This window comes from Mycobacterium sp. 1164985.4, from assembly GCF_001668575.1.
In the GTDB taxonomy this organism is placed as follows: domain Bacteria; phylum Actinomycetota; class Actinomycetes; order Mycobacteriales; family Mycobacteriaceae; genus Mycobacterium.
Map to the genome: position 1 here is coordinate 39,885 of NZ_LZMD01000022.1, position 17,348 is coordinate 57,232.

Annotated in this window: 18 protein-coding genes; 8 read left to right on the top strand and 10 right to left on the bottom strand. The window is 68.6% G+C overall.

The window, feature by feature from the left end; genetic code table 11:
* Positions 1 to 2 precede the first annotated feature (2 nt).
* From A5650_RS03350 to A5650_RS03385, 8 genes are all read right to left on the bottom strand, one after another.
* Positions 3 to 2,210 carry a malate synthase G gene (locus tag A5650_RS03350; RefSeq protein ID WP_067286313.1) on the bottom strand — a complete coding sequence of 736 codons (2,208 nt, stop codon included), beginning with the start codon at positions 2,208 to 2,210 and terminating at the stop codon, positions 3 to 5.
* A 47-nt stretch (positions 2,211 to 2,257) separates the two neighbouring features.
* The gene (locus A5650_RS03355; RefSeq protein WP_231992515.1) at positions 2,258 to 3,178 is read right to left on the bottom strand and encodes a 3-methyladenine DNA glycosylase; all 921 of its coding nucleotides are present in this window, start codon (positions 3,176 to 3,178) and stop codon (positions 2,258 to 2,260) included.
* Positions 3,171 to 4,223, bottom strand: coding sequence for a hemolysin family protein (locus A5650_RS03360; RefSeq protein WP_067286287.1), 1,053 nt, complete (start codon positions 4,221 to 4,223; stop codon positions 3,171 to 3,173). The genes A5650_RS03355 and A5650_RS03360 overlap by 8 nt, the downstream gene beginning before the upstream one ends.
* On the bottom strand, positions 4,216 to 5,589 hold the full coding sequence (locus A5650_RS03365) for a hemolysin family protein (RefSeq protein ID WP_067286289.1): 1,374 nt from the start codon (positions 5,587 to 5,589) through the stop codon (positions 4,216 to 4,218). The genes A5650_RS03360 and A5650_RS03365 overlap by 8 nt, the downstream gene beginning before the upstream one ends.
* Before the next feature lie 196 nt (positions 5,590 to 5,785).
* Complete coding sequence (locus A5650_RS03370; protein ID WP_067286291.1) at positions 5,786 to 7,222, bottom strand: GuaB1 family IMP dehydrogenase-related protein; 1,437 nt, start codon at positions 7,220 to 7,222, stop codon at positions 5,786 to 5,788.
* A 102-nt stretch (positions 7,223 to 7,324) separates the two neighbouring features.
* A complete protein-coding gene (gnd, locus tag A5650_RS03375) occupies positions 7,325 to 8,788 on the bottom strand; it encodes an NADP-dependent phosphogluconate dehydrogenase (RefSeq protein WP_067286293.1) in 1,464 nt (487 codons plus the stop codon).
* Between the two features lie 58 nt (positions 8,789 to 8,846).
* Positions 8,847 to 9,788 (bottom strand): M56 family metallopeptidase, encoded by a 942-nt coding sequence (locus tag A5650_RS03380; RefSeq protein WP_067286294.1) that lies wholly within the window; start codon positions 9,786 to 9,788, stop codon positions 8,847 to 8,849.
* A 14-nt stretch (positions 9,789 to 9,802) separates the two neighbouring features.
* The gene (locus tag A5650_RS03385) at positions 9,803 to 10,219 is read right to left on the bottom strand and encodes a BlaI/MecI/CopY family transcriptional regulator (RefSeq protein ID WP_067286296.1); all 417 of its coding nucleotides are present in this window, start codon (positions 10,217 to 10,219) and stop codon (positions 9,803 to 9,805) included.
* Positions 10,220 to 10,437: 218 nt separating this feature from the next.
* On the opposite strand from A5650_RS03385, the gene A5650_RS03390 reads away from it, so the two are divergent.
* Positions 10,438 to 11,214: an iron reductase gene (locus A5650_RS03390; RefSeq protein ID WP_067286298.1), complete on the top strand. Its 777-nt coding sequence runs from the start codon at positions 10,438 to 10,440 to the stop codon at positions 11,212 to 11,214.
* Between the two features lie 170 nt (positions 11,215 to 11,384).
* On the opposite strand, the gene A5650_RS03395 is transcribed toward A5650_RS03390, so the two are convergent.
* Positions 11,385 to 11,762 (bottom strand): rhodanese-like domain-containing protein, encoded by a 378-nt coding sequence (locus A5650_RS03395; RefSeq protein ID WP_067286300.1) that lies wholly within the window; start codon positions 11,760 to 11,762, stop codon positions 11,385 to 11,387.
* 63 nt (positions 11,763 to 11,825) lie between these two features.
* Between A5650_RS03395 and A5650_RS03400 the strand changes: the two genes are divergently transcribed.
* From A5650_RS03400 to A5650_RS03430, 7 genes are read left to right on the top strand one after another with little or no spacing between them, the layout of a single operon-like run.
* Positions 11,826 to 12,230, top strand: a complete 405-nt coding sequence (locus tag A5650_RS03400; protein WP_067286302.1) for a PaaI family thioesterase — start codon at positions 11,826 to 11,828, stop codon at positions 12,228 to 12,230.
* Positions 12,231 to 12,280: 50 nt separating this feature from the next.
* On the top strand, positions 12,281 to 12,583 hold the full coding sequence (locus A5650_RS03405) for an urease subunit gamma (RefSeq protein ID WP_067286304.1): 303 nt from the start codon (positions 12,281 to 12,283) through the stop codon (positions 12,581 to 12,583).
* An 8-nt stretch (positions 12,584 to 12,591) separates the two neighbouring features.
* On the top strand, positions 12,592 to 12,906 hold the full coding sequence (locus tag A5650_RS03410) for an urease subunit beta (protein ID WP_067286315.1): 315 nt from the start codon (positions 12,592 to 12,594) through the stop codon (positions 12,904 to 12,906).
* Between the two features lie 10 nt (positions 12,907 to 12,916).
* Positions 12,917 to 14,650, top strand: a complete 1,734-nt coding sequence (locus tag A5650_RS03415; RefSeq protein ID WP_067286306.1) for an urease subunit alpha — start codon at positions 12,917 to 12,919, stop codon at positions 14,648 to 14,650.
* A 2-nt stretch (positions 14,651 to 14,652) separates the two neighbouring features.
* Entirely contained in the window at positions 14,653 to 15,288 is a 636-nt protein-coding gene (locus A5650_RS03420; RefSeq protein ID WP_067286307.1) for an urease accessory protein UreF, read from the top strand.
* A 15-nt stretch (positions 15,289 to 15,303) separates the two neighbouring features.
* Positions 15,304 to 15,978, top strand: a complete 675-nt coding sequence (ureG, locus tag A5650_RS03425) for an urease accessory protein UreG (protein ID WP_067286309.1) — start codon at positions 15,304 to 15,306, stop codon at positions 15,976 to 15,978.
* A complete protein-coding gene (locus tag A5650_RS03430; protein WP_067286311.1) occupies positions 15,978 to 16,604 on the top strand; it encodes an urease accessory protein UreD in 627 nt (208 codons plus the stop codon). The genes ureG and A5650_RS03430 overlap by 1 nt, the downstream gene beginning before the upstream one ends.
* Here the strand turns inward: A5650_RS03430 and A5650_RS03435 are convergent.
* On the bottom strand, positions 16,601 to 17,348 hold a 748-nt coding region (locus A5650_RS03435), incomplete at its 5' end, for an NAD(P)/FAD-dependent oxidoreductase (RefSeq protein ID WP_197501775.1). The genes A5650_RS03430 and A5650_RS03435 overlap by 4 nt on opposite strands.

Genomic DNA, 17,348 nt, shown 5'->3' on the forward strand with positions numbered 1-17,348 from the left:
GATCACGCACCGCTGTTTGCGGCCTTGTACTCGCGGCGCCGGCGATGCAGGATCGGCTCGGTGTAGCCGTTCGGTTGTTCGGCGCCCGACAGGATCAGCTCCTGCGCGGCCTGGAACGCGATGTTGTGATCCGGATCCGTTGCCATCGGCTTGAATTCGGGATCCTGCTCGTTCTGCTTGTCGACGACGGCGGCCATCCGCTTGAGGCTGGCCACCACATCGTCGCGCGTGATGACGCCGTGGCGCAACCAGTTCGCCAGCAGCTGGCTCGAAATACGCAGCGTCGCACGGTCTTCCATCAACGCGACGTTGTGGATGTCCGGCACCTTCGAGCAGCCGACACCGGCGTCGATCCAGCGCACCACGTAACCGAGAATCGACTGGCAGTTGTTGTCGACCTCCTCGCGGATCTCCTCGGGCGCCCAGGCCAGTTCCTTGGCCAACGGCACCGCCAGCAGCTGCTCGATGCTGGTGCGCTTCTCGCCCTGCAGCTCCTTGTGCACCTCGTACACGTCGACCTCGTGATAGTGCATGGCGTGCAGCGTGGCCGCGGTCGGCGACGGCACCCATGCGGTGGTGGCACCCGCCTTGGGCTGGCCGATCTTCTGCTCGACCATGTCGGCCATCAGGTCGGTCATCGCCCACATGCCCTTGCCGATCTGGGCCTTGCCGGAGAAACCAGCCGCCAGGCCGATGTCGACGTTCTGGTCCTCGTACGCCTGGATCCACTGGGTGCTCTTCATCGCGCCCTTGCGGATCATCGGTCCCGCTTCCATCGACGTGTGAATCTCGTCGCCGGTGCGGTCCAGGAAGCCGGTGTTGATGAACACCACCCGGTCGGCGGCGGCCTTGATGCAGGCCTTGAGGTTGACGGTGGTGCGCCGCTCCTCGTCCATGATGCCGACCTTGAGGGTGTTGGCCGGCAGTCCCAGCACGTCCTCGACCCGGCCGAACAACTCGACGGTGTAAGCCACCTCGTCGGGGCCGTGCATCTTCGGCTTGACGATGTAGACCGAGCCCGTCCGGCTGTTGACCAGCGGGCCGTTACCGTCGCCGGACTTGAGGCCGTGGATCGCGACCAGGCTGGTGAACAGCGCATCCTGGATACCCTCGAACACCTCGACTTCTTGGCCATTGCCGTCGGTTCTGACGATCGCGTCGTTGGTCATCAGGTGGCCCACGTTGCGCACGAACAACAGGCTGCGACCGGGGAGCGTCAGCTCACCCTCGCCGTCCGGAGTGGTGTATGTGCGGTCCTCGTTGAGCCGGCGGGTGAAGGTCTTACCGCCCTTGCTCACCTCTTCGGTGAGGTCACCGCGGTTGAGGCCCAGCCAGTTTCGGTATCCGAGCACCTTGTCGTCGGCGTCGACGGCCGCGACGGAATCCTCGAAGTCCATGATCGTGGTGACCGCAGACTCCAGGACCACATCCTTGATTCCTGCGGCGTCGGTCGAGCCGACGGGCGACTCGGGATCGACGAGAATCTCAACGTGTAATCCGTTGTTGCGCAACAGCACCGACCACTGCGGCGCTCCGAGGTCGCCGGTGTAACCGACGAACTGCTCGGGCGTGGCCAGCCCGACGGAGTTGCCGTCACCCAGATCGACGAGCAGCTGGCCGTCGTCGATGCGCAGACCGGTCGCCTCACTCCACTGACCGGACGCCAGCGGTGCGGCCTCGTCGAGAAAGGTGCGGGCGTACGCGATGACCTTGTCGCCGCGGATCTTGTTGTAGCTCTCGCCCTTCTCCGCGCCGTCGTCCTCGGGGATCACGTCGGTGCCGTACAGCGCGTCGTAGAGCGAACCCCAGCGCGCATTCGCGGCGTTCAGCGCGAAGCGGGCGTTGAGGATCGGCACCACCAGCTGCGGGCCGGCGGTCGTGGTGATCTCGTCGTCGACGCCCGCGGTGGTGATCGTGAAGTCGTCGGGTTCGGGCAGGAGGTAGCCGATCTCGGTCAGGAACGCCTTGTACGCGTCATGGTCGAGCGGCTCGATGACCCGCTGCCGGTGCCACTTGTCGATGCGGGCCTGCAGATCGTCCCGCCTGGCCAGCAGTTCTTCGTTCTTCGGGGTCAGGTCGGCGACGACCTTGTCCACGCCGGACCAGAAGGTGTCGGGTTCGATGTCGGTGCCGGGCAGCGCCTCGTTGTTGATGAAGTCGTACAGCACCTTGGCCACGCGCAGGTTCCCCACCGTCACGCGATCGGTCATCATTCCTCCTAGAACTGTCGCCCCAGCTTACCCAGCGGTAACCGGGCTTATTCGCAACCTGCCGGTCCGCTGCCGCGGGCGGCCGCGGCGAGAAGCCGTTCGCACCGATCGGCCAGTGCGGCCCGCAACGGCGTCGCCCGCTCCGCAATGGTTTGCTGAATCCGCACGTATTCGGCACGACCGGCCGGTGTCTCGATCGCGATCGGCTCGAATCCGTATTCGCGGAGATCATAGGGGCTGGCCCGCATGTCGAGTTCGCGGGCTTGGGCGGCCAGTCCCAGGCAGTCCATCACCAGCTCCGAATGCACCAAGGGGCCGAGCTTGAAGGCCCACTTGTACAGGTCCATGGAAGCGTGCAGGCAGCCCGGTTGTTCGGTGTCGACCTGGCGCCGCCGGGTGAGCTGTTCGGCGTTGAGCCGGGCGGCGGGTTCGGTGAAGAAGCGGAATGCGTCGAAGTGACTGCAGCGCAACGGCATCGAGTCGACGACCGTGTCGGTGCCCGCTGCGCCGAGCCGCAGGGGCACGCCCTCGTGGCGTACCGTCGGCGCCTGGTAGACCATCGCCCATTCGTGCAGCCCGAAGCAGTTCAGCCGCGCCGGGCGGGCCTCGGTCGATCGCAGCAGGCGGGCGACGAAGCGGACCGTGTCGAGGCGCGCGGCCAGGTATTCGGGGCTCACCGTCACTCCGTTGTGGTCACGCGTGTAACCAGTCCGGGCCAGGAAGCGCTGCGCCCGCGCGCCGCCGAGGGTGACGCCGAAGCCGGAATGCCAGGTGCGTAGCTGGCCGGGACGCAGGCTGTAGTAGGTGAACAGGAAGTCCCAGACCGGGTGCTTCTCGCCGGCGCGGGCCCGGCGGCGGTGCGGGGCGCAGAACGCGTCGGCCCGACGCTGGTGGGCAGCCTCGCGGTCCGCCCAGGCCTCTTCGTCGAGCAGTTCGGTGACCCGGGAGCACAGGGCGACGTCAGACACGATGGGTCCCGTCACGCACGGTGCCGACCAGGTCCTCGACCAGATCTTCCAGCGCCACCATTCCCGTCACGCTGCCGTCGGGCCCGGTGACCAGCGCCAGGTGGCTGTTGGTGCGCCGCAGCCGAGACAATGCGTCGGGCAGTGGGAGCGACGCCGACACCACCGGCAGCGGGCGCACCATCGCGAAGTCCAGCACGGCGTCGGGATCGTTGACGAACGCCAGTACGTCCTTGATGTGCAGGTAGCCGAGGTAGGCGCCGGACGCATCGGTGATGGGGAAGCGTGAGTAGCCGGTCTCGGCCAACGCCTCCTCGACGGCGCCGACCGTCGGTCCAGCGCCCTCGCCAGACACCGCCACCGTCCTGATGTCACGCAGCGGGAACGCCACGTCCTTGACCGCGCGGTCGCGAATCTGCAGCGCCCGGGTCAGCCGGCCGTGCTCCTCGGGATCGAGCAGGCCCTCCGACAGCGATTCGGCGATCATCTCCGACAGCTCGACCGTGGACACCGTGACGTCGAGTTCGTCCTTCGGCTCCACCCGGAAGAGCCGCAGCGTGGCGTTGGCGCACCAGTTGTAGAAGGCAATCAGCGGCCGGGCCACCCGGATCCACACGAGGTAGGTCGGGATCAGCAGCATCGCCGCCGACTCCGGACCGGCGATCGCGATGTTCTTCGGCACCATCTCGCCGAGCAGCACGTGCAGGACGACCACCACGGCCAACGCGACGACGAACGACACCGAGTGCAGCACCGCGTCGGACACGCCGATGGCGTCGAACGGCTTCTCCAGCAGGTGCGCGACGGCGGGTTCGCCGACGCGGCCGAGCAGGATGGAGCAGATCGTGATACCGAGCTGGGCGCCTGCGAGCATCAGCGACAGATGTTCACCGGCACGGATCACGGTGACGGCGCTCTTCTTGCCCTGTTCGGCCAACGCCTCCAGCCGGTCACGTCGCGCGGAGATCAACGCGAACTCCGAGGCGACGAAGAACGCGTTGACGCCCAACAGCAGCGCCGTCAGCAGCACACCGAGGAAGTCACCCATCGACGCTTCTCCCGTCGACGGCGTCCTCGCTGCGGCCGAGCTCGGTCAGCTCGAGCAGATCGATGCGGCGCCCGTCCATCCGCAGCACGGTGGCCAGCCAGCGGTTGGGGTCCTCGAGGGGACCGTCGGGGTCGAACGCCTCGAGCTCGACCGACTCGCCCTCGTCGGGGATGTGGCCCAGCTTCTCGAGGACCAGGCCGCCGATCGTCTCGTAGTCGCCCTCGGGGGCGCGGAACGGCGTGGCGCCGGCGACCTCGTCGATGCGCAACAGGCCCGAAATCTGCCAGCCGCGACCCGCGGGCACGACGTCGGGGGCTTCGTCGTCGTGTTCGTCGCGGACGTCGCCGACGATCTCCTCGATGAGATCTTCGACCGTGACCATGCCCGCCGTTCCGCCGTATTCGTCGACGACCAGCGCGGTCTGCAGGCCGTTGGCGCGGATCTGTGTCATCACCGCATCGCCGTCCAACGTCGAGGGCACCTTGGCCACCGGCAGCGCCAGCGAGGCCAGCCGGGTGCTGCCGCGTTTGTCGATCGGCACCTCGAACACCTGCTTGACGTGGGCGATCCCGATCGTCTCGTCGAGGTCTCCGCGGATGATCGGAAACCGCGAGTATCCGGTCCGGATCGCGGCGGTGACCAGGTCGGCGACCGTCGCGTCGGCGTCGAGGGCCTCGATTTTCTGCCGGGGCGTCATGAGCTCCTCGGCGGAGCGGTCACCGAACCGCAGCGACCGGTCGACCAGCACCGCGGTGACCGGGTCCAACGCACCGCTGCGGGCCGAACTGCGCACCAGCGACACCAGCTCCTGGGGAGAGCGGGCCGAGCGCAGCTCCTCGGCGGGCTCGATACCCAGACGGCGCAGGATCGTGTTCGCGGTGCCGTTCGTCAGCCGGATCAACGGTGTGAACAGCGCCGAGAACAACAGCTGCGGCGCGGCCGACCACCGCGCCACCGGTACCGGTCGTGCGACCGCCAGGTTCTTCGGCACCAGCTCGCCGAACACCATCGACAGCGAGGTGGCGATCAGGATCGCCAGCGTCAGCGCGATCCCGCCGGTGTACTGCGGGGGTACGCCGACCGCGTCAAGGGCCGGGTGGATCAGCCGGGCCACGACGGGTTCGGCCAGAAAACCCGTCGCGAGCGTGGTGATCGAGATGCCGACCTGGGCGCCGGAGAGCTGGAACGACAGCGTGCGGTGCGCCCGTCGGACCAGCTGGTCGCGCCGGTTGCCGCTGCGCGCATTGGCTTCCACCGTGCTGCGCTCGAGCGCGGTCAGCGAGAACTCGGCGGCGACGAAGACCGCGGTGCCCGCGGTCAACAGGACGAATGCGAGCAGGGCCAACAGCGACGAGACGACGCTCATCGGGTGGTCCCCACGCGGATGCCGGGCCGCTCGCCCGGCCGTCTAGAGGAAGGCTCGGCGTCGGGAGGCTCGGGCCGCTCGGCCCCCTCGGGCCCCTCTGCAACCCGGACCTCGACGGGTGCCTGCGGCACGTGATCCCTTTCGCGTAGAGGACTGAAGAAAACCCATGGTAACGGGTGATGGGGCGGGTGAGGGCTCACCAACCGGTGGGCAACGGGTGGCCCTCGGCGAAGCCGGCCGCGGACTGCACGCCGAGCACGACCTTCTCGTGCAGTTCGGTCAGATTCGCGGCGCCGACGTAGGTGCACGTGCTGCGCACCCCGGAGGTGATGTGGTCGAGCAGATCCTCCACGCCGCCGCGGGACGGGTCCAGCCCCATCCGCGATGTCGATATGCCTTCCTCGAACAGCGCCTTGCGGGCCCGGTCGAAGGCGCCGTCGCCGGCCGTGCGGGCGGCCACCGCGCGTTTTGACGCCATGCCGTAGCTCTCCTTGAACGGCTGGTTGTCGCGGTCGCGCATCAGGTCGCCGGGGGATTCGTAGGTCCCCGCGAACCAGGAGCCGATCATCACGTTGGAGGCGCCCGCCGCCAGCGCCAGCGCGACGTCGCGCGGGTGGCGGATACCGCCGTCCGCCCACACGTGGGCACCCAATTCCCTTGCTGCCGCGGCACATTCGACGACTGCCGAGAACTGCGGCCGGCCGACGCCGGTCATCATCCGCGTGGTGCACATGGCGCCGGGCCCGACGCCGACCTTCACGATCGACGCGCCCGCGTTGATCAGGTCCCTGGTGCCCTCGGCGGAGACCACGTTGCCCGCGGCGAGCGGTAGACCCAGGTCCAGCGCCGCCACCGCCTCGATCGCGTCGAGCATCTTGACCTGGTGCCCGTGCGCGGTGTCGATCACGAGCAGGTCGACGCCGACCTCGGCCAGGCCGCGCGCCTTGGCACCGACATCGCCGTTGATGCCGACCGCGGCGGCGATCCGCAACCGGCCCCGGTCGTCGATGGCGGGGGTGTAGATGCCCGCCCGGACCGCACCGGTGCGCGTCAGCACACCGGTCAGCGTGCCGTCACTCTCGGTCAACACCGCCACGTCGACCGGTGCGTGCTCGAGCAGATCGAAGACCTTGCGCGGTTCGGTTCCCACCGGCGCGGTGACGAAGTCGGAGATCGCCACGTCGCGCACGCGGGTGAAGCGGTCGATGCCCTCACAGTTGGCCTCGGTCACCAGTCCGATCGGCCTGCCCTCGAACACCACGACCGCGGCGCCGTGCGCGCGTTTGTGGATCAGCGCGGTCGCGTCGGACACCGAGTCGTCGGGGGAGAGCACGACCGGGGTGTCGACGACGAGGTCGCGGCTCTTGACGAAGTCGACCGTCTCCTTGACCGCCGAGATCGGCAGGTCCTGCGGAAGCACGACGAGGCCGCCGCGGCGGGCCACCGTCTCGGCCATCCGTCGGCCGGCGACCGCGGTCATGTTCGCGACGACGACGGGGATCGTGGTGCCCGAGCCGTCGGAGGTCGACAGGTCGACGTCCATCCGGGACTGGACGTCGGAGCGCCCGGGGACGACGAAGACGTCGTTGTAGGTCAGGTCATAAGCGGGCCGGTGGCCCTCCAGGAATCGCATGTCGGCTCAAGTCTAGTTGCGCCCCAGTACTCGGCCGAGCAGACGCGAAATTGCCCATTCAAGCGCGAAATGCGGCAGTTTTCCGTCTGCTCGCCGAGGAGGTCACGCCTCGACCTCGCTGCGGTCCCCGCTCCACAGCGTGTGGAACCGCTTGGCGGGGTCCGCATCGATGCGCCCGTAGGTGTGGGCGCCGAAGTAGTCGCGCAGGCCCTGGGTGAGCGCAGCGGGCAGGCGCTCGGTGCGCAGCGCGTCGTAGTACGACAGCGCCGAGGCGAAGCCCGGAATCGGGATGCCCAACTCGGTGGCCGTGACGACGACGCGGCGCCAGCTGTCGATCGCCGCTTCGATGGCGCTGCGGAAGTACGGCGCGACGATCAGCGTCGGCAGGTCGGGATCCTCGTCGAACGCATCCTTGATGCGGTTGAGGAACTTGGCCCGGATGATGCAGCCGCCGCGCCAGATGGTGGCCAGATCGCCGGGCGTGACGCCCCAGTCGTACTCGGCGCTGCCCGCCTGAATCTGGTTGAAGCCCTGCGCGTAGGCGATGATCTTCGACGCGTACAGCGCCTGGCGGACGTCCTCGGTGAATTTCTCGGCGTCGCTGGGCTTTTCGCCGAGGCCGCCGGAGGCCAGGCCGGTCGTGGCCTTGCGCTGGGTTACCGATCCGGACAGGGCACGAGCGAACACGGCCTCGGCGATGCCGGTCACCGGAACGCCGAGATCGAGGGCCGACTTCACGGTCCAGCGTCCGGTGCCCTTCTGCTCGGCCTCGTCGAGGATGATGTCGACCAGCGGCTTGCCGGTCTTGGCGTCGTTCTGGCGCAACACCTTCGCGGTGATCTCCACCAGGAAGCTGTCCAGGTCGCCGGAGTTCCACTCGTCGAAGACGTCGGCGATCTCGCTTGCCGACTTGCCCAGCCCGTCGCGCAGCAGCTGATAGGCCTCGCCGATCAGCTGCATGTCGGAGTACTCGATGCCGTTGTGCACCATCTTCACGAAGTGGCCGGCGCCGTCCGGGCCGATGTGGGTGCAACACGGCACGCCGTCGACGTGTGCGGAGATCTCCTCGAGCAGGGGGCCCAGCGATTTGTAGGACTCCGCCGGGCCGCCGGGCATGATGGACGGGCCGTTCAGCGCACCCTCCTCGCCGCCGGAGATGCCGGCCCCGACGAAGTGCAGACCGCGTTCGCGCATCGCCTTCTCGCGGCGGATCGTGTCGGTGTAGAGCGCATTGCCGCCGTCGATGATGATGTCGCCTTCTTCCATCGCGTCGGCGAGCTCGTTGATCACCGCGTCGGTGGGGTCACCGGCCTTGACCATGATCAGGACCCGGCGCGGCTTCTCCAACGCGTCGAGGAACTCCGCGATGGTCTCGCTGCGCACGAACTTGCCCTCGGAGCCGTGCTGTTCGAGCAGCGCATTGGTCTTGGCGACGGACCGATTGTGCAGCGCAACGGTGTACCCGTGCCGGGCGAAGTTGCGCGCGATGTTGGACCCCATGACGGCGAGCCCGGTCACCCCGATTTGAGCGGTACCGGTGATTGATGCGGAAGCGTCAGAGCTCATTCGGGCAGCCTTTCGTTGTTTTGTTGTGTGAACGCATGGTTCGGGGGTGGCTTGTCCCTTAAGCGGTGAACAGCCTTTGCAGCTCGGTCAGCCACGGCAGCACGACCGCGACGGTCGGGACCACGAGCACCGCCGCCGCGGCCGCGTACGCGCCGGCGGCCAGCACCCGGCTGTTGGGTCGCCCGCCGAGGCGGCGCACCCGCAGCACGGTGGTGGGCCCGCCCGCGGCCAGCGCACCCGACGGCGTGCGCCCGGCCGCGCACGCGACGAGCGCGCGGGCCAGAGGAGTGGGACCGGCGATGCGCACCGCGGCGTCGTCGGCCAGCATCTCGACCAGCAGGCGCACGGCGTGCAGCGCGCTTCCGCTGCGGACGAAGCGGGGAAATGCCGCATGCACTGCGGTGAACATCTCGAGCACCAGGTCGTGGCGGGCGCGCAGGTGCGCCCGTTCATGGGTGAGGATCGCGGCGATCTCGTTGTCCTCCAACGTCGTCAGCGTGCCCTCGCTGACCACCACGCGGCTCCGCACGCCGGGCAGGCAATAGGCCAGCGGCTGGTCCACGTCGAGGATGCGCAGGCCGTCACCGGCGTGCGCGCGGGCCCACGTCTGCGACTTGCCCACGAGGTCGACGACCATCCGGTGATGCGCGCGGCGGCGTCGCGTCGCGATCGCGACCTGCAACACCGCGGCCATCAGCCGGGCACCGATCACCAGCGTCAGCGCGAAGACGACGACATAGGCGATCCACACCGGCCACCCCAGGACGGCGATCTCACTGGTGATGCCTGCGGTCGGCCTGCCGTCGGGCCCGGGCGCGAAAAGCCTGCTCGCGATCGCGATCCCGGCCGAAAAGGCCGACAGCACAGCGGCCGACGCGATGGCCTGCCACAACACGATCGCCGCCCGCGGTGCGCGGAAGGGCCAGGACGCGCGCGCCAGGAGAGCGGGCACCGGTCCGGACAGGACCAGCGCCAGGATGGTGAAGGCCAGCGCGGACACGCTGTAAGTCTCTCTCAGCCGGTGCCCGAATTGCCAGCGGGCGGCGTAACGCGATCCTTGCTTTCCAGCTCGGCCAGCGCGCGGCGCAGCGCGGCCGCTTCGTCGGCGCCGACCCGCTCGACGAAATGCACCAGCGCCGCCTCCCGACTGCCCGAATCGGCGGCCTGGTCGAGCGCATCGACCATCAGCCCTGCGACCAGTTCGTCGCGGCCGTGGGTCGGGGCGTAGCGGTGGGCGCGGTCGTCGCGGTGCTGCACGACGAGGTTCTTCTTCGCCAGCCGCTGCAGCACGGTCATGATCGTGGTGTACGCCAGGTCGCGTTCGGCGGACAGCGCCTCGTGAACTTGGCGCACGGTTTGGGGCTCGCGCGAGGACCACAGATGATCCATCACAGCGCGTTCCAGGTCCCCTAGACGCGTCAACTTCGCCATGGTCCGTTCATCTCCTAGAGGCTATTGGTCCAGCGTACTACTTGTTACTACCGTGCGTCGTATTTCGCCTGGTGGACAAGGCGTCGCCAACGACCGCGCGAGCCTTCCGCCGTGGTCACCGCCGCTTTACAGCCCTGTGTGAAAGCAGTCACAGGGTCTGGTCGTCGTGACGCGCAAAGCTATAGTAAGCCTTACCTAACTCGATGTCGGGAGGCTCCATGACGGTACTGGTCGACGATCCACTCATCGCAAGCATGGCGATCCGCAGGATCCTGCCGCTGCATGAGTCGAGTCGGCGGCTCCGCGCGCTCTACCCCGAGTGTCCGCGCGTCTACGGCGTCGCGGTGATGGGTGACCTGTCCCGGCGGCGATGGTGGCCGCTAGCCGATGCGCTGACCACGGACCGTCTGCAGACGATGTTCGACCTCGCGGCCGAAGAGACCGACAGCCGCGCGGCGGTGGCCCACCAGTTGGCGGCCACGCTCGCCCACGTCGTCGTCGGACGGGTCGTCCCCCTGGTCGTCCTCGAGGGCCGGGCCTGGGACACCGGGCTGGAGAACCTGTGGGTGCACGTGGATTCCGAGGGTGCGATCGATTGGGTCGGCGTCGTCGACCCGACACTGCGGGCACTGCCGGACGATCCGTGTTTCGAGCGCGGGTCGGGTGACATCGACCGGTCGACGCGCGAGGGGATCGTCGCGCTGCCGAGCGAGGCGGCGTTGACGACGTGGGTGGCGCACCGCAGCCACCGCGCGCTCGCGCCTCTGTTCACCAAGCTGGCGGAGATCAGCGGCGGCGCCATGTCGGTCGCGTCGATGTGGCACGTCGTGGGCGGGGCGGTGGTCGCCGCTGCGACGCAGGTGCCGCTGCTCGCCGGCTCGAGCGAATGGACGAGCATGCGCCGCAGCCAGTCCGTCCTCGACGCGCTGGTCGGCTTCGGCCTCCCCGTGCGGGGAACGTCTCGCGCATCCGCGGGGAAGGTCTTGCTTAATTAGGGCAGCCTTGCCTATGCTCTGTTGAAGAGATCGACGAAGAACCACCGGACCGCGCCGGAGTCCTGAGGGCTGCAGAGACCCCCGGTCCACACGGAGGACGGGCCCCGCACCATCGGTGCGGGGCCCGTTCGCATCCCCGCCGAACGCGGGGCTGCCTCAACGCTTTTCGATCAAACCTTCTCGACCGCGCCACCGCCGTCGGCCCAGTCGCCGAAGCCGCCGAGGTTGTAGACGTTCTCGTAACCGAGTTCCTTGAGCGCCTGACCGGACAGGGCCGAGCGGCCGCCGGACGCGCAGTACACGATGACCGGCTTGTCCCTGGAGAAGTTCTGGTCGTGGTACGGCGACTCAGGATCGGCGCGGAACTCGAGCATGCCGCGCGGTACGTGGATGGCGCCCGCCACCTTTCCGCTCTTCTCCACCTCGGGGGCGTCGCGGACGTCGACGACCAACGCGCCCTTGCCGATCAAGTCTTTCGCCTCGTCGTGGGAGATCTTGGGCACCACGGCGTTGGCGGCTTCTACGAGTTCTTTCGCGGTCTTGGCCATGGCCGAGACTAACTCGCAGCACCCGACGCGGTCATGGAGTTCGACAGCGTGTAAACACGTTGCGTGACTTCTGACTTGCCATCCGACCTGGGTAGGGGCTTCGACAAAGAGCTCGGCCTCGCTTATCTGGATCTCGGACCCGACGGCGGCCGTGCGCAGCTGACGATCACCGACAAGCTGCTGCAGCCCTACGGCATCGTGCACGGGGGCGTGTACTGCTCGATCGTCGAGAGCCTGGCGAGCGTGTCGGCTGCGGTGTGGCTAGCCGACCACGGGGGCGGCAACGTCGTCGGTGTCAACAACAACACCGACTTTCTGCGGGCCATCACCTCGGGCACCGTCACCGCGGTGTCCACACCGATTCACCGCGGCCGGCGCCAGCAGCTGTGGCAGATCGTCATCACCGACGAGAACGACAAGGTCGTCGCCCGCGGGCAGGTGCGGCTACAGAACATGCCTGCCGAGTAGGGCTTCGCGTGCGCTGCTGATCGCCGCGCTCCGTGGCAATATCGCCCACTATGCGTCTATCCCCGCATGAGCAGGACCGCCTGCTCATCTCTTACGCGGCCGAACTCGCCCGGCGCCGGCAGGCCCGGGGTCTGAAGCTCAACCATCCGGAGGCGGTCGCAGTGATCACCGACCACCTCCTCGAAGGGGCACGCGACGGGCGCACAGTGGCCGAACTGATGGCCAGCGGCCGCGAGGTTCTCGGTCGCGATGACGTCATGGAGGGCGTGCCCGAGATGCTCTACGACGTCCAGGTCGAGGCAACGTTCCCCGACGGCACCAAGCTCGTCACCGTCCACCATCCGATCCCATGACCGGACCCATGGTGCCGGGCGAGATCATCTACGGGGACGGCGATATCGAGATCAACGCCGGTGCCCCGCGGCTCGCAATCGAGATCGTCAACACCGGCGACCGTCCCGTGCAGGTCGGGAGCCACGTCCACCTGCCGCAGGCCAACGCCGCGCTGTCCTTCGATCGGTCCGCCGCGCGCGGGCACCGGCTCGACATCCCCGCGGGCACCGCGGTGCGGTTCGAACCCGGTGTGGCTCAAACTGTCTCGCTCGTCCCGCTCGGGGGCTCGCGTGAGGTGCACGGCTTGAGCCTGAACCCACCCGGGCGGCTGGACCCGCAATGAGAGGAGCCCGATGACCCGGCTGCCGCGCGCCAGATACGGTGCACTGTTCGGCCCCACGACCGGCGACCGGATCCGGCTGGCCGATACCGACCTCTTCATCGAGATCACCGAAGACCGCAGCGGGGGAGCGGAGTTCGCCGGCGACGAGGCCGTCTTCGGCGGGGGCAAGGTGTTGCGCGAGTCGATGGGTCAGGGCCGTGCGACGCGTGCGGACGGGGCCCCCGACACCGTCATCACCGGTGTGGTGATCCTCGACTACTGGGGAATCATCAAGGCCGACATCGGTATTCGCGACGGCCGCATCACCGCGATCGGCAAGGCCGGCAACCCGGACATCATGTCGGGCGTACATCCCGATCTGGTCGTGGGTCCTTCGACGGAGATCATCGCCGGCAACGGCCGGATCGTCACCGCCGGTGGCATCGACTGCCACGTGCATCTCATCTGCCCGCAGACAATGGCGGAGGCGCTCGGCGGCGGTATCACCACGATGATCGGCGGCGGCACCGGTCCCGCGGAGGGCAGCAAGGCCACCACCGTGACCCCCGGCGCATGGCATCTGGCCCGCATGCTCGAATCGCTGGACTCCTGGCCGATGAACATCGCGCTGCTCGGCAAGGGCAACACCGTCAGCGCCGAAGCCATGTGGGAGCAATTGCGTGGTGGCGCTTCGGGGTTCAAGCTGCACGAGGACTGGGGCAGCACACCCGCGGCCATCGACGCCTGCCTCGCTGTGGCGGACGCGTCGGGCGTTCAGGTGGCGCTGCATTCCGACACCCTCAACGAGGCGGGGTTCGTGGAGGACACCGTCGGCGCGATCGCCGGCCGGTCGATCCACGCCTACCACACCGAGGGTGCGGGCGGCGGACACGCGCCCGACATCATCACCGTCGCCGCGCAACCGCACGTGCTGCCGAGTTCGACCAACCCGACGCGGCCGCACACGGTGAACACGCTCGACGAGCATCTCGACATGCTGGTGGTGTGCCACCACCTCAACCCCAGCGTCCCCGAGGATCTCGCGTTCGCCGAGAGCCGCATCCGACCCTCCACCATCGCCGCCGAGGACCTGTTGCACGACATCGGCGCGATCTCGATGATCGGCAGCGACGCGCAGGCGATGGGCCGCATCGGAGAGGTGGTCATCCGCACATGGCAGACCGCTCACGTCATGAAGCGCAGACGCGGGGCGCTCGACGGCGACCCGACCGGACCGAGACAGTCCGACAATCACCGCGCGCGCCGCTACGTCGCCAAATACACGATCTGCCCGGCGATCGCGCACGGTCTCGACGGTGAGATCGGGTCGGTCGAGGTGGGCAAGCTCGCCGACCTGGTGCTGTGGGAACCCGCGTTCTTCGGGGTGCGGCCGCACGCGGTGCTCAAGGGCGGCATGATCGCCTGGGCCGCAATGGGAGACGCCAACGCGTCGATCCCCACCCCGCAGCCGGTGCTGCCGCGTCCCATGTTCGGCGCCGCGCCGTCGGCCGCTGCCGCCACGTCCGTGCACTTCGTCTCGCAGCAGGCCGTCGACGACGGGCTCGCCGATCGGATCGACGTGAAGCGGCGCCTCGTTGCGGTCACGGATGTTCGCAAGGTCGGCAAAGCCGATATGCCGCTGAATGACGCACTGCCTCGCATCGAGGTCGACCCCGACACGTTCACCGTCCGCATCGACGGCGACGTGTGGCAGGAGCAGCCGGCGGCCGAACTGCCGATGGCGCAACGGTATTTCCTCTTCTGACGATGACGAACCTGACCATGCTTCTCGCGCTTTCCGATTCGCGGCTGCCGACCGGTGGGCACGTGCACTCCGGCGGCGTCGAGGAGGCCGTCACCAGCGGACTGGTCGCCGACGTGATAACCCTGCGGGCCTATCTGCGTCGCCGCATCCGCACTCAGGGACTGGTCACCGCCTCACTAGCGGCGGCGGTGCACACCGGGACACTCGCCCCGCCCCGGGCCGACCTCGAAACCGACGCTCGCACACCGGCACCCGCAGCCCGCCAGGCGTCGCGGGCGCAGGGCCGAGGCCTCGTGAGGCTGGCCCGGCGGGTGTGGGCCGGCGAAGACTGGGAGCCGCTCGGCGCGACGCCCCACCTCGCGGTGGCGGCGGGATGGGTGGGCCGAGCCGCCGGTCTGACCGCCGAGCAGACCGCGCTTTCGGTCGTCTACACCACGATGACGAACTCGGCGACGGCCGCCCAGCGACTGCTCGCCCTCGATCCCGGCGACGTCGCAGCGCTCACCTTCGAACTGTCGGCGCTGTGCGATCAGACGGCGACCTCGGCCGCCAAGGAACTGGCCGACCTGTCCGATCCGCTGCTCGACGTGCTGGCCGAGCGCCACCACCGCCGCGAACGCCCACTCTTCGCCTCGTAGCCCCGAAAGGACGTCATGCCACCGCATTTCAACGACGGCGAGCCGCACCACCATGTCGAACGGCCCAGGCGTTCGCGCCAACCGGGAGAACCACTGCGCATCGGCGTCGGCGGTCCGGTCGGATCGGGCAAGACCGCACTGGTCGCGGCGCTGTGCCGCCGGCTTCGCGAGGAACTGTCGCTGGCAGTGCTGACCAACGACATCTACACCACCGAGGACGCCGACTTCTTGCGCCGCCACGCCGTGTTGCCCGACGAGCGGATCGCGGCGGTGCAGACAGGCGGGTGCCCGCACACCGCGATCCGCGACGACATCACCGCCAACCTCGATGCGATCGACGACCTCATCGCCGGAAACGACCCGTTGGACTTGATCCTCGTCGAATCCGGCGGCGACAATCTCACGGCGACGTTCTCGTCGGGCCTGGTCGACGTCCAAATCTTCGTCGTCGATGTGGCCGGCGGCGACAAGGTCCCCCGCAAGGGTGGGCCGGGGGTGACCTACTCCGACCTGTTGGTGATCAACAAGACCGATCTCGCCCCGATGGTCGGGGCGGACCTCGACGTGATGCGACGCGACGCGGCGGCGGTCCGTGGTGAGCGGCCCTTCGTGATGATCTCGCTGACCGACGATCCCGCTGCCTCACCGGTGCTGAACTGGGTGCGTGAACAGTTGCGGGTGCCCGTCTAGTGCGCTCCGAGGTGCTGATCGTCGCGCGCCGCGACCGTCGGCCGCGCATCGAATGCGCCGGTGGGCTGGCGGCCCGGCTCACCGGGCCCGACATTGTCCACCTGGTGTCGGCGGCGGCGACGCCGCTGGGGGGAGACGTGCTGCACTTCCGGGTCGTCGTGGAACCCGACGCGCGGCTGCGTTTACGCACCGCTGCGGCAACGGTGACGCTGCCGGGTGCGGAAACCCTTGACTCGCATGCGATCTGGGATCTCGATGTGGCCGGCGAGCTGGACCTCGACCCCGAACCCACGGTGGTCGCCGCGGCCTCGCGTCACCACAGTTCGATTCGGCTCGAGCTCGGCGTGTCCGGGCGCGTGAAGTTGCGTGAGCGGGTGCAGATCGGCAGATCCGGTGAGCGGCAGGGCTTCTGGTCGGGCTCGCTGCACGCGGACGTCGACGGCGCACCGCTGTTGCGTCACCGCATCGAACTCGGCGGAGGATCTGTCGCCGACGACGAGATCGGCACACCGATGGCAGCGATCAGCGAACTGAGCTATCCCGACGTCGACACCGAAACCACCGGCACGCCGCTGGCGTTGGCCGCGGGCGGCTGCCTGACGACCTGGCAGGGTCCGCGGCTCTAGCCGGCAACTTTCTCGGTGTCGCGCACCCCGGCGGCGATCTCTTCGAGTTCTTCGATCCGGGTGCGGGCGTAGGCCTGCTGTTCGGTGATGGTGAGGTTGCCGCGCTGCGTCGACAGGAACGTCACCGTCCAGTGCAGCAGGGTGGTGATCTTGCGACGGAAGCCGACCAGGTAGACCAGGTGCAGCACCAGCCAGGCCAGCCAGGCGATGAACCCGCCGAATTCCAGCGGGCCGATCTTGGCGACCGCCGAGAACCGCGACACCGTGGCCATCGAGCCCTTGTCGAAGTACTGGAACGGCTCGCGCTGGCTGGGATCGGCGCCCTTGAGTTCGGCCCTGATCGCGTTGGCGGCGTACCTGCCGCCCTGGATGGCGCCCTGCGCCTGTCCGGGAACGCCCTCGACGTGCGCCATATCGCCCACCACGAACACATTCGGATGCCCGGGCAACGTCAGATCGGGTTGCACCAGCACGCGACCGGCCCGGTCGACCTCGGCCTCGGACTGTTCGGCGAGGTCGCGGCCCAGCGGGCTGGCGGCCACGCCCGCCGACCACACCTTCGTCGCGGATTCGATCCGCCGGATTGTGCCGTCGGAGTCCTTGACCGTGATCCCGTTCCGGTCGACGTCGGTGACCATGGCCCCGAGCTGGATGTCGACGCCCATCTTCTCCAGCCGCGTCTGCGCCTTCTTGCCGAGCTTCTCGCCCATCGGGGGCAGCACCGCAGGCGCCGCATCGAGCAGG

What these genes read in the sequence shown, in the direction of transcription:
- A5650_RS03395 (WP_067286300.1), bottom strand. Translation starts at nt 11,762, where the DNA reads ATGGCCAAGACCGCGAAAGAACTCGTAGAAGCCGCCAACGCCGTGGTG.
- A5650_RS03415 (WP_067286306.1), top strand. Translation starts at nt 12,917, where the DNA reads ATGACCCGGCTGCCGCGCGCCAGATACGGTGCACTGTTCGGCCCCACG.
- A5650_RS03420 (WP_067286307.1), top strand. Translation starts at nt 14,653, where the DNA reads ATGACGAACCTGACCATGCTTCTCGCGCTTTCCGATTCGCGGCTGCCG.
- gnd (WP_067286293.1), bottom strand. Translation starts at nt 8,788, where the DNA reads ATGAGCTCTGACGCTTCCGCATCAATCACCGGTACCGCTCAAATCGGG.
- A5650_RS03365 (WP_067286289.1), bottom strand. Translation starts at nt 5,589, where the DNA reads ATGAGCGTCGTCTCGTCGCTGTTGGCCCTGCTCGCATTCGTCCTGTTG.
- A5650_RS03405 (WP_067286304.1), top strand. Translation starts at nt 12,281, where the DNA reads ATGCGTCTATCCCCGCATGAGCAGGACCGCCTGCTCATCTCTTACGCG.
- A5650_RS03410 (WP_067286315.1), top strand. Translation starts at nt 12,592, where the DNA reads ATGGTGCCGGGCGAGATCATCTACGGGGACGGCGATATCGAGATCAAC.
- A5650_RS03370 (WP_067286291.1), bottom strand. Translation starts at nt 7,222, where the DNA reads ATGCGATTCCTGGAGGGCCACCGGCCCGCTTATGACCTGACCTACAAC.
- A5650_RS03390 (WP_067286298.1), top strand. Translation starts at nt 10,438, where the DNA reads ATGACGGTACTGGTCGACGATCCACTCATCGCAAGCATGGCGATCCGC.
- A5650_RS03360 (WP_067286287.1), bottom strand. Translation starts at nt 4,223, where the DNA reads ATGGGTGACTTCCTCGGTGTGCTGCTGACGGCGCTGCTGTTGGGCGTC.
- ureG (WP_067286309.1), top strand. Translation starts at nt 15,304, where the DNA reads ATGCCACCGCATTTCAACGACGGCGAGCCGCACCACCATGTCGAACGG.
- A5650_RS03350 (WP_067286313.1), bottom strand. Translation starts at nt 2,210, where the DNA reads ATGACCGATCGCGTGACGGTGGGGAACCTGCGCGTGGCCAAGGTGCTG.
- A5650_RS03385 (WP_067286296.1), bottom strand. Translation starts at nt 10,219, where the DNA reads ATGGCGAAGTTGACGCGTCTAGGGGACCTGGAACGCGCTGTGATGGAT.